We start from the raw sequence: 11,825 nt of genomic DNA, 5'->3' as shown, positions 1-11,825 counted from the left end.
TTAATGCTGCATCAGCTGATTCTTCTGCTTGTCCAACGCTCCTCTTAACCGGAGTATTGCCTTGGAATGCAGCTGGGAAATCCGCGATGGCGAAAGCTGCATGACCTCAGCGATTTCACTGAGAGACAGCTCCTCATAGTAGAACAGGGAAACCACGATTCGTTCCTTCTCGGTTAACCGCTCAATACCTTTAACCAGCGTTTCCTTCAAGAAAAATTCCTGTACCTTATGGTCAGGGTTCTTCGCCTTCTCGTCAATCAGCATGGACAGCCGGGTTTCCGACTCCTCCTCACGGATTGGATCCTCCAGCGAACAAACCGTCGTGACCGCTATATCCTGAAGCATCGTCTGAAATTCACGCTCGCTCACATTAAGATAGCTGCTGATCTCCTTGTCCGATACAGTTCTAAGATACTCCTGCTCTAGATGCTGATAGGCTTCTTCGATGCGTTTCGCCTTCTCGCGAACTGATCTTGGCACCCAGTCCCCTTGTCTCAAGCCATCAATCATAGCCCCGCGTATACGCCAAGAGGCATAGGTTTCAAACTGAAGGCCCCGCTGATAATCAAACTTCTCTATGGCATCAATCAGACCCATCACGCCGTTGCTGGCCAAGTCGTCTCTTGAAACGTTCTTGGGCAGGCCGATGGCCATCCGGTTCGTTACGTAGTCAACAAGCGGCAGGTAGTGCTCGATGAGCTGCTTCTTCGCCTGTATATCCTTATCTTCCTTCCATTTCTGCCACAACTCGATGTTGGACAAATGAGGCGCTTTTGGTTCCATTATCATCGTCTCACCCTCCCAAAGCTTTCCTTAAGGAAAACCGACCATGTCAGGATGATTCCCGTTTTGCTTAAGGAAAGCATTCCTTTCATCCGTTCGGTCATTTCCCTTCTTCTGATAGATGGCGAAGAGCGTTCGCCAATTCTTCCGGATTTTTATTCTGTGTCGAAACAAGCCGTTTAGGCTCAAATGGCTTGAAAGCATTCTCTTCGCTTCGATCCGGCTCCAAACTGCCTTCCAGCTGCGATTTGAGCAGATCGTTCAGGTCCTCGCCTTCATCCGGTGTAACAGCATCAACTTGGCCGCCGAGGCCTGCTGATGACGTCTCCATAACCGGTGCAGGAGAACCTCCAACGATTAAGGATAAAACTGCTCGAAATAAGAAGCCAATCAGAAAAAGGGCGATGAACGCATACAGCCCGCGCAATGACGAAATGGCAAATCCATTCTTTCCAAGCGAGACGAGGAATGTCAGAAGCATTCCGGCTCCGCCGATTACAAGATTCCAGCGCACTGACCCCAGCATGCTACAGCTCCTTTACACCGTGCTGGACACTCCGGATCAACAGAATTCCATTCGAGCTGTCCAGCTCAATCGTACGGCCATAATTGGCCCCCGTATCCTCTGCCGCCAGACGGATTGAATACCCGCCAAGCAGCGTTTTGCAGGTTTCCACATTACGCGGACCGATTCTCATCGTATCCTGCTGTCCCGCAAACATAAACATCTGAGCTCCTCCTGCGATCTTGGCAGTCATTCTGCCAATCGAGGCACCCAGCTTCAGCATGTGCTCAATCAGCATCGGGAGCGCCGTATCGGCGTATTTGGCCTTATTGAAGTTCTCCTCCCTCGCGATTTCCGAGGAAGGCAGCATGATGTGGGCCATTCCCGCTACCTTAGCGGTTGAATCATACAGCGTCAAACCAACGCAGGAACCAAGACCTGTCGTTTTGAGTACTTCCCCTTCGGCAGCTATGTTCAGATCGGCCATTCCTACTTTGATTTGTTGTTTCATTCCGTCGGCACTCCTAGTGCAAGGAAGATTTTCTCGAATGATTCCGGATCGGGGATCAGGAAGAAATGGCCTTCCACCTCTTCTTTGTCCTCCAGAAAGGAAGTTTCAATGAGAAGCGCATCATCGCCCATCGTCCCAAACTGCAGCAGTCCGTAGCTGAGAATAGCTCCGGCCATATCTACAGCCAGTGAAGGAACGGTCGGCGCCATGGAAAGCTTCGTGAAATCAGCCAGCGAAGATAAGTAAGAGCCTGCCAGTATATTACCAATTTCACTCAGAGCCGAAAATTCCATCTCGGAGTAAGTCAATCCGTTATCCAGCTCGATCGACAAGAGATTGCTGAGCAGTCTCTTCGCCGATTCTTCCTGGATGATGAAAAACATGTTGCCAGGCGCATCACCTTCAACGCGCAGAAATACAGCGACGACAATTTGCTCGGAGCCGCCGACCCGATCGGCTATTTCCTCGAACGGGACGAGAGCAACCGTAGGTACACCCATATCAACCGGCTTGTCCAGCAGGCGGGAGAGGGCAGTGGCCGCGTTACCTGCCCCGATATTCCCGACTTCTTTTAAGACATCCATCTTGAAATGGGAAAATTCATTGACCGGGTTCAAAACCTAGTCCTCGAACTGTTCGATCTGGACGATCTCTTCTTTGTTCAATACTTCGGCCAAGTTAAGCATAACGAGCAGTCTGCCATCATTCAGCTTGGCAACGCCGCGCAAATATCTGGCTCTAATGCCGCCGATCACTTCTGGCGGTGTATCAATGGCATCGGAGTCAATGTCGATGACATCGTTAGCCGAATCCACGATGAAGCCCACTTCAAGATCGTTGACAGCTACAATGATGATCCTTGAGTTTTCGGTAGCTTCCGCCTGCTCCATGTCGAAGCGGCCGCGCAAATCAATCACCGGAATAACTACGCCGCGCAGATTAATGACTCCTTTAATAAATGCAGGTGTCTTCGGTACGCGGGTAATCGGCATCATCCGCTCGATTGTCCGCACCTTGTCAACCTCAACGCCGTAATATTCGCTTGCAAGACCAAATATAATAACCTTTAATTCCTCACCCATGGGATAACCCTCCTAAAGTTCTTGTAAGGAAACTCTTTTACTTAATCAGTGCATTCGGATCAATAATGAGAGCAACTTGACCGTCTCCGAGAATCGTAGCGCCTGAAACGACAGCAGTATTCGACAAATATTTGCCGAGCGGTTTCAACACGATATCACTTTGCCCGATAAATTCATCCACCATGACGGCTGCCCACTTCTCACCCTTGCGGATGATGACAACCTCGGTTTCATTTTCGGTAAGCTCATCGAAATCTGGTGATTCCAGCAGCTTGCTGAGCGATACGACCGGAATAATGGCGCCTCTAAACTCAATCATGCTGCTGCCGTGTATATGGTGTACCTGGTCACGGCGGACAATGGACGTCTCCATAATAGAAGACAGCGGAATCGCATATTTCTCACTGCCCAGCTTGATCAGCATCGCTGAGATAATCGACAGCGTAAGCGGAAGCTGGATCGAGAAGATCGTTCCTTTGCCAAGCTGGGATTTGACGCTTACAGCACCACCCAGTGAATTAATCTTGGACTTAACAACATCCAGCCCAACACCGCGACCGGAGATATCCGAGATCTTATCTGCCGTACTGAATCCTGGAGCGTAAGAGGAGCATGTATACTTCCTCGTCTGTCATTCCCGCACCTTGTTCAGCTGTGATTACGCCGTTCTTCACCGCAATGCTGAGAACACGTTCACGGTTGATGCCTGCGCCGTCATCTTCAATCTCAATGAATACGTTATTGCCGCTGTGGAAGGCGCGCAGGTTGACTGTTCCGGTTTCAGGCTTGCCAGCCTCCACCCGTTTCTCCACCGACTCAATACCATGATCGAGCGAGTTGCGGAGCAAATGAACCAGCGGGTCGCCAATCTCGTCAATGACGGTTCTGTCAAGCTCTGTCTCAGCACCGGAGATAATCAGGTCGATCTTCTTCTCAAGTGTCTTCGCCAGATCCCGCACCATTCTCGGGAAGCGGTTGAATACCGATTCCACCGGCACCATCCGCAGCTTCAGTACGATGTTCTGCAGATCTCCGCTGACTCTTGCCATATGCTCAACGGTCTCTGTGAGATCACCGCGTTTGATTTCGCTTGCCAGCTGCTCGAGCCGTACACGGTCAATCAGCAGTTCGCTGAACAGGTTCATCAGCACATCCAGACGATCGATGTCGACACGAATCGTTTTGGTTACTGCTGCTGCTCCTCCGCCTCCGCCTGCTGCTGGTGCTCCGGCAGTTGGCTTGGCTTCAGATGCATCCTTCTGTGCCGCAGGCTTTGCTGTCTCAGGTCTTGATGGCTTAGACAGCATGCCGATGGATTCTTCATCCATAACCGTTACCTGAGCCGACTCGATCTCTGAAATATTCTCAATCCGCGACTTCAAGTCTTCAGAAGTATGCTGGGTGATGAGATAAACCGAGAAGGAACGGTCAAATTTCTCCTGCTCGATATCCTGTACGGACGGTTCAGATTTCACTACTTCCCCGCTTTGCTCAAGAAGTTCAAACACCATATAAGCACGAACTGCCTTAAGCATGCAGGTTTCCTGTACAGTTACCTGAATGTGGAACACCTGATGACCGGTTTCAATGGACTGCTTCAGTACAGAAATTTGGAACTGGTCAAGCTCAATATCCGCTCCTGCTTCCCCGCCAGATTTCTCAGGGGCGGATGCCGCTTCCGCTTTAGGCGCGCCCTGCGTTTTATAATCCGGACTCACAATGGCCTTGAGATTCGTAACGATTGCCGAAACATCCGCTTTACCAGTGCCTCCGCCAACCACGTCCTGGACCATTGCATCCAGCGCATCTAAGCCCTTGAACAGCGTATCGAAGATGAAGTCATCCATCTTAAGCTTGTTGTTTCGGACAAGATCCAGGACATTCTCCATCTCGTGAGTCAAGGCAGCCAGATCTTCAAACCCCATCGTAGCTGACATACCCTTAAGCGTGTGAGCAGACCGGAAAATAATCTGTACAATACTGATATCATCAGGAGCACTTTCCAGCTTTAGCAGATTTTCATTGAGTGATTGAAGATGATCGTTGGACTCATCAATAAACATGGACAAATACGCATTCATATCCATTCCCATTGCACCTCCTGTTGGACTGTAACTTGCTGTAAGCTTTTTATTTCATCACCGCAGAGACGATCTGTCCTGCTATGCCTTGCAAGGGCAGAACGGTTTTGACGGCGCCCCCTTCCACGGCTGACCTCGGCATCCCGTAAACAATACAGGTTTCTTCCGACTCTGCGATCGTCGACTTCGCACCGTTCTCCGCCAGCGCCTTCATTCCCTTGGCACCATCGCTTCCCATGCCTGTCATAATAACAGCGTGCCGGTTAAGCTCGCTGTAAGGGAGCAGCGATTCGAACAGCACATCAACGGAAGGGCGATGCCCGTTACGGGCGGGATCCTCAGTCAGCCGGATGCGGTACAAGCCGCCGTCCTTCTGCAGTTTCATGTGATAGCCTCCGGGTGCTATGTAGACAACCCCGGCAGCAAGCACGTCTCCCTGCTCTGCCTCCTTCACGGTCAGTTCGCTGTACGAATCCAGGCGCTGGGCGAGTGAATGCGTAAATTTGGGCGGCATGTGCTGCACGATCAGAACCGGAGCAGGCAGGCTGCCCGGCAGAGATGACAGCACTTGATGAAGCGCCCGCGGCCCCCCGGTCGATGTACCAATAGCAACCAGGTGCCGGAAGCTTGCCGCATGTGTTTTCTTCATTGCGGCTGCCGGCGGAGCATCCGGTTTAACGGTACGTTCGGCCGTCTTTCCCCGGGTTGAACCTGCTGCCGCTGCTTGATCAGCAGCTCTGGGCTTTGTTAGCCCGTTAAACGGCTCCCCAGCTGCATTATGTCCCGCTTCTCTGCCAGGCTGCACAGCTTTCTGCAGACCTGTCGGTTTCAGAGGTGCTGCCGGATGCTCCAGCGGATTGGCCGGCTCGGCCGGTGTTACATCCGCTTGACGGCTTGTTGCCGGGCTTTTACCGGTCAATCTGTCCTGCATCTTAGCCTTTTGTGGAGCGGCCGGAGGAGGGGCTGGTGCCTGCGGCTTGGGCTTCTTATCAGCTGCATCATCTCCGCGAATTATGGTCAGGGAAACCGGCTTGTCAGGTATCTTCAGCACCGGTTGATGCTTTCTGACACTGACCGCAAGCTTCAAGCGGATGATTAGCGCCTCTGCCACGCTCGCAATATCATCGGTAATCCCTGACGGCTTCCTGATAAAATCAAATGCGCCAAGCTGCAGAGCAGCAATGGTTTGCCGCGTGTTATCCTCACTGATTCCCGACAGCATAATGACCGGAGTCGGCTTCTTCGCCATGATAATCTTCAAGGCTTCCAACCCATTCATCTCAGGCATCTCAAGGTCCAGCGTCACAGCATCCGGATTAAGCGCTTCTACTAACCGGACTGCCTCTGCTCCCGTAGATGCAGTACCTACAATCGTAAAGGACGAATCCTGAGTGATAATATCGGAGAACAGCTTTCGCATAAAGGCAGAATCATCAACAATTAATATACGGTAAGGCGTCATGCTGCTCACCCCTAGCAAAGGATTAAATTATAGTCTGAACATACGGTGTATAAATCCTTTGATTCCGCCCCCCCGGGTGACGGTTTCAGCCGCCAGGAAACGCCTCGCGATATCTTCTACACCCCGGGACGCACTGCCAGAAGGGAAAGCCAGCGTAAAGGGCACCTGCTTCTTCACAGCCTTTGTCACCGAAGGGTCATCCATCACAACACCGAGTACCGGAATATCCATCTGCAAGAACTGCCTTGCGACCAATCCAATCTTGTCTGCAGTCTGCTTGCCCTCGCGGTTGTCCACTGCCCGGTTGACGATTAACTTGAAATCAACCTGGTGGTTCATGGACTTCACCATCTTAATGAGGGCGTAAGCATCGGTTATGGATGTTGGCTCCGGTGTCGTTACTACGATGGTTTCTTGTGCCGCAACGATGAATTTCACCGTTTCCCGGGATAGACCTGCCCCTGTATCAAATAAGATAAAATCATAGTGGCCGTGAAGCTTGCCGATCTGATCACCGAAATAATCCAGCTCTTCGTCTGATAAATCAAGCAAATCCTTAAATCCCGAGCCGCCGGCTATAAAATGCAGACCAAGCGGACCTTCATGGATAATATCCCATATCGTTTTGTCTCTCTTCAGCAGATGATACAGGTTGTAAGGAGTCGAGCAGCCCATCAGCACATCAATGTTGGCCATTCCGATATCAGCATCGAATACCAGTACACGCTTGCCGAGCTTCTGCATGGACAAGGCGAAGTTCAAGCTGAAATTCGACTTGCCCACTCCTCCTTTGCCGCTTGTCACCGTAAGAATCCGGGTCGATCTGGCACCCGCATCCGTACCCTGCACCTCCACAAGTCTGCGGAGAGCATGTGCCTGATCATTCATGAGCGGACGCCCCCAATAGCTGTTTTACAAAGGTGTCTGACTGAAATGGTTCAATGTCATCCGGTACATTTTGCCCGTAAGTTATATAAGCGGTCTTCAGCTGATGCTTCATCGACATATTCAGAACGGCTCCATAGGTATCGGTTTCGTCCATTTTTGTGAATATCAGCTTGCCGACACCGTACTGCGAGAAGCGCTCCGCCACCGCCTCCATGTCCCTCGTCTTGCCGGTAAGGCTGAGCACAAGATAGGTATCCTTGCTGTCTCCAGCTTGCATCAGGCTGTTCACTTCAGATACATAAAGGTCATTGCGGAAGTTCCGTCCCGCCGTGTCCATGAAGACCAGCTCACGGTCTTCCAGCTCCTTGTAAGCCCGGTTCAGTTCAGCCGGCGAGAACACAATTTGAAGCGGAATGTTGAGAATGTTAGCGTATGTCCGGAGCTGATCGACCGCTGCGATCCGATATGTGTCGGATGTGATCAGACCCACCTTGCGTTTATGCTTCAATGATTGTTCAGCAGCGAGCTTTGCAATTGTCGTCGTCTTGCCAACCCCTGTAGGGCCCACAACATGAACTACACGACCGGCATATTCGACTCCGGCTGTCTCGAACGGCTTCATCCATCCGGCCAGGATCGAACCAGCTGTATCGAGGACAGACTCAGCACTACCTTCAGGACTGTAATCGGGATGCTCAAGGAGCTCTTCGACCAGCTTGTCAACCCATATCTCCTCGACTTCCTGTTCAAGAAGCCTGCTCCGCAGCGGTGCCAGATTCTCCGGTTCGTTGCGGCTGTCCTGCTGCTTGGCAAGCCGGACCACCAGCTCCTTCATTTCCTTCAGCTCATCAAGTACGGCTGACTGATCTGCTGACTGCTGTTTGACTTGCGGACGTTCTGCCGGCTTAGCTTCCTGCACAGTTGTCTGTACCGCCGCTTGAGCAGCTGCCTGCTTCAACAGCGCCATCAGGTCTTCATTGCCGCCAGCTTCAAGGCTTACTGCGGATGAGGCAGCGGGCATAGCGCCAGCCCTCTCAGCCGATGAAGCCCGCGCCGCTTGCTTGCTGAGCGGGTCGGCCACTGCCGGCATACTACTGCCGCTAGCCTGCTGTTTGACCGGACTCTTAGGCGCCGCTTGCTTCGGCTTGGGCGCCGCCGCTCCGGATTCTATGGCGGCAATGACCTCCATCTTCTTCTTACGGAACATGCCCATGAAGCCGCCTACGAATATTTCCTTGGTGTTCAAGATCACTGCATCCTTGCCCAGCTCACTGCGGATTAACGGCAGCGCCTCCGGAACATCATTGACAATATACCTTTTCACCCTCATAGGTTCACCACCCCTACGCTTTGGACTTCAACGCTTGGTTCCAATTCACTGTAAGATAAGACGGGAATGTCCTGCATGGTTCGTTCGACCAGCTGCCTTAAGTACATGCGGATCGTCGGAGACGCCAGCACGATCGGCTGTTGTCCAGACTGCAGCTGCCTTGTAACCTGTTCATTCAGACGATGATAAATCTGTTGGGTTGATACAGGATCAAGCGCGAGATAGCTTCCCTGATCCGTCTGCTGCACACCTTCGGCAATCTTCTTCTCAAGCGAAGGACCGACTGTTATAACCTTCAGCGACTCGCCGGCAGCGGAGAACTGGTTGGTAATCTGTCTGGACAGCGACTGCCGTACATACTCGGTAAGAACATCGGGATCTTTCGTATAATTGCCATGGTCGGCAAGCGTCTCGAATATGGTGACAAGATCCCGGATCGAAATTTTCTCACGCAGCAGCTTAACAAGAACTTTCTGAATATCACCGACAGTCAGGATATTCGGGATTAGCTCATCAACAAGTGCCGGGTAAGACTCCTTCACATTCTCAACCAGCGCCTTCGTCTCCTGACGCCCAATCAGCTCATGCGCGTGCCGTTTGATAATTTCCGTCAGATGAGTTGCAACAACGGAAGGGGGATCAACGACCGTATAGCCGGAAACCTCCGCCCGCTCCTTCGTCACCTCATCGATCCAGAGGGCCGGAAGCCCGAATGCAGGCTCCTGGGTTTCGATGCCAATGATCGATTCGTCATCATAGCCGGGGCTCATTGCCAGGTAATGATTAAGAAGCAGTTCTCCCCTTGCTACTGTATTACCTTTGATTTTGATCACGTACTCATTCGGTTTGAGCTGAATGTTATCCCGGATCCGGATAACCGGTACAACCAGTCCAAGCTCAAGTGCACACTGCCTGCGAATCATGATAATCCGGTCGAGGAGATCCCCTCCCTGCTGAGTATCAGCAAGCGGGATCAAGCCGTAACCAAATTCGAATTCGATAGGATCAACCTGCAGCAGGCTGATGACACTTTCAGGACTGCGCACCTCTTCGATCTGCTGTTCTTCAATAATAAGCTCTTCTTCCTGCTGCTTCTTCGCCAGATTGGCTGACATGCGGTATCCTGCGAACACAAGCACCCCGGCAAAAGGCAGCGTGGCTACAGGTCCAATTGGTGTTGCAAGCCCCAGCAGCGCAACCGTACCGGCTACAATGTACAGCAGCTTCGGCTGCTGCAGCATCTGGTTCGAAAGATCATAGGCCAGATTGCCTTCAGAAGCAGCTCTCGTTACAATCAGGCCAGCTGCCGTAGATATAAGAAGCGCGGGGATCTGACTCACCAGACCATCGCCAATCGTCAAGATCGAATACGTTTCTAAGGCTTCGGAAAATGGCATGCCGTGCACCGACATCCCGATTACAAAGCCGCCAAGAAGGTTAATAATAAGAATGACGATTGAAGCGATGGCGTCGCCTTTAACAAATTTGCTGGCACCGTCCATTGCCCCGTAAAAATCCGCTTCCCGTTCGATTTTTTCGCGGCGGTCACGGGCTTGCTGTTCATTAATCAATCCCGAGTTCAAGTCAGCGTCTATACTCATCTGTTTACCAGGCATCGCATCGAGGGTGAAGCGGGCTGCAACCTCTGCTACCCGTTCAGAGCCTTTGGTGATCACGATGAACTGCACAACGACCAGGATGAGGAAGACGACAAAACCAACCGCAATCTGGTTACCTGCCACGAAACGACCGAACGTCTCGACTACATCTCCACCTTCTGCCTTGGACAAAATGTTTCGGGTAGAGGAGACATTAAGCGCCAGCCGGAACAATGTCGTGATAAGCAGTAAGGCAGGGAATATGCTGAAATCCAGCGCCTTCTGCGTATTCATAGCGATCAGCAGAATCATCAATGCCGCGGATATGTTGACGATCAGAAGAAAATCCATCATCACAAGCGGTACCGGGATGACCATCATCAGCACAATGCCTATGATACCGATCAATATAGCTAAATCTTTAACTTTCATCAGGCATTACCCTTCCTATGATGATTTCCCGCGACCGCGGCCTTTAAGTTTGTATACATAAGCCAGTACTTCCGCAACAGCCTGGAACAGGTCGGCCGGGATTGCTTCGCCGATTTCCGCCCTGTCGTACAGGGCTCGTGCCAGCGGCCTGTTTTCCATCATCATGACACCATTCTCTTTCGCAACTTCCCGAATCCGCAGGGCCAGATAATCAACCCCTTTGGCCAGTACGACAGGCGCATCCATATTGGATGCATCATACCGCAGTGCGACGGCAAAGTGAGTCGGGTTCGTAATGACCACATCGGCCTTTGGCACATCCTGCATCATTCGCCGCAGTGCCATTCGCCGCTGCCGCTCCCTGATCTTGCCCTTAATCAGCGGGTCACCTTCTGATTTCTTGTATTCATCTTTGATGTCTTGCTTGGACATTCTGAGGTTTTTCTCGTAATCATATTTCTGGTACATGTAGTCAAAGACTGCGAGAACCAAAAGAATTGCGGCAATCTTTATACCGAGTGACAGAGTGGTTGAAGCAGCAAAGCTGAAAATATCCTGAGGCGCCAGATGTGCAAGCTGCAGGATCTGCCCCCGCTCACCCCAGAGCGAAATGTACACCATAACACCGATGATCGTCAGTTTCAGTACACTTTTACTAAACTCAACTAATGACCGGAGCGAAAATATTTTCTTAAATCCCTTAATCGGATCGAGCTTCTTGAAATCAGGCTGCAGCGGCTTGCCGGTAAACAGAAAGCCTATCTGCAGATAATTGCCCACAATCGCAATAATAAAAGCAATTCCGAGTATCGGGGACAGGAGCAGAAGCAGCTGCACGAGTAAATTGGTAAATAACGGCATTACATTCCCTGTCGTCACATCGAAAGTCAGCCAATCCTCGAAGAAATCACCGAACAGCCTTAGAATACGCTCCCGGTAAAACCCGCCCAGCATCATGAAACTGAGGAAGATACTGAGCAGAATCAGCGCGGCTGGTATCTCGTTACTCTTGGCTACCTGGCCCTTCTTGCGTGAATCCTGCCTTTTCTTCGGGGTGGCACGTTCCGTCTTCTCCTGAGAGAAAAGCTGCAGATCAAGTGTCAACCTGAACTTGGTCAAGTACGGCCACCTCCTGTAAGCATAAGAACCATCA

General features: G+C 51.4%; 10 protein-coding genes and 1 pseudogene. All 11 read right to left on the bottom strand.

From position 1 onward, the window contains the following. Window positions 1–789: a FliA/WhiG family RNA polymerase sigma factor gene (locus DNH61_RS22160; protein WP_425452299.1), complete on the bottom strand. Its 789-nt coding sequence runs from the start codon at window positions 787–789 to the stop codon at window positions 1–3. 94 nt (window positions 790–883) lie between these two features. Next, on the bottom strand, window positions 884–1,309 hold the full coding sequence (locus tag DNH61_RS22155; RefSeq protein WP_111149016.1) for a hypothetical protein: 426 nt from the start codon (window positions 1,307–1,309) through the stop codon (window positions 884–886). A 1-nt stretch (window position 1,310) separates the two neighbouring features. After that, window positions 1,311–1,799, bottom strand: coding sequence for a chemotaxis protein CheD (locus DNH61_RS22150; protein ID WP_111149015.1), 489 nt, complete (start codon window positions 1,797–1,799; stop codon window positions 1,311–1,313). Continuing rightward, window positions 1,796–2,383, bottom strand: coding sequence for a chemotaxis protein CheC (locus DNH61_RS22145; protein WP_111149380.1), 588 nt, complete (start codon window positions 2,381–2,383; stop codon window positions 1,796–1,798). Before DNH61_RS22145 ends, DNH61_RS22150 begins: the two co-directional genes overlap by 4 nt. A 36-nt stretch (window positions 2,384–2,419) precedes the next feature. Beyond that, the gene (locus DNH61_RS22140) at window positions 2,420–2,881 is read right to left on the bottom strand and encodes a chemotaxis protein CheW (RefSeq protein ID WP_111149014.1); all 462 of its coding nucleotides are present in this window, start codon (window positions 2,879–2,881) and stop codon (window positions 2,420–2,422) included. A gap of 37 nt (window positions 2,882–2,918) precedes the next feature. After that, window positions 2,919–4,968: pseudogene (locus DNH61_RS22135) on the bottom strand (chemotaxis protein CheW). A 43-nt stretch (window positions 4,969–5,011) separates the two neighbouring features. Continuing rightward, window positions 5,012–6,424: a protein-glutamate methylesterase/protein-glutamine glutaminase gene (locus tag DNH61_RS22130; RefSeq protein ID WP_111149013.1), complete on the bottom strand. Its 1,413-nt coding sequence runs from the start codon at window positions 6,422–6,424 to the stop codon at window positions 5,012–5,014. A 27-nt stretch (window positions 6,425–6,451) separates the two neighbouring features. Continuing rightward, complete coding sequence (locus DNH61_RS22125) at window positions 6,452–7,312, bottom strand: MinD/ParA family protein (protein ID WP_111149012.1); 861 nt, start codon at window positions 7,310–7,312, stop codon at window positions 6,452–6,454. Beyond that, complete coding sequence (gene flhF / locus DNH61_RS22120) at window positions 7,305–8,642, bottom strand: flagellar biosynthesis GTPase FlhF (protein WP_111149011.1); 1,338 nt, start codon at window positions 8,640–8,642, stop codon at window positions 7,305–7,307. The genes DNH61_RS22125 and flhF overlap by 8 nt, the downstream gene beginning before the upstream one ends. After that, window positions 8,639–10,672 carry a flagellar biosynthesis protein FlhA gene (gene flhA, locus DNH61_RS22115; protein WP_111149010.1) on the bottom strand — a complete coding sequence of 678 codons (2,034 nt, stop codon included), beginning with the start codon at window positions 10,670–10,672 and terminating at the stop codon, window positions 8,639–8,641. Before flhA ends, flhF begins: the two co-directional genes overlap by 4 nt. A 15-nt stretch (window positions 10,673–10,687) precedes the next feature. After that, the gene (gene flhB / locus DNH61_RS22110) at window positions 10,688–11,791 is read right to left on the bottom strand and encodes a flagellar biosynthesis protein FlhB (protein WP_111149009.1); all 1,104 of its coding nucleotides are present in this window, start codon (window positions 11,789–11,791) and stop codon (window positions 10,688–10,690) included. Between the last annotated feature and the right edge of the window lie 34 nt (window positions 11,792–11,825).

The organism is Paenibacillus sambharensis, assembly GCF_003233845.1.
Lineage (GTDB): Bacteria > Bacillota > Bacilli > Paenibacillales > Paenibacillaceae > Paenibacillus_I > Paenibacillus_I sambharensis.
Note: the sequence above shows the minus strand (reverse complement) of the source record. Positions and strands in the feature narration are given on the sequence as shown.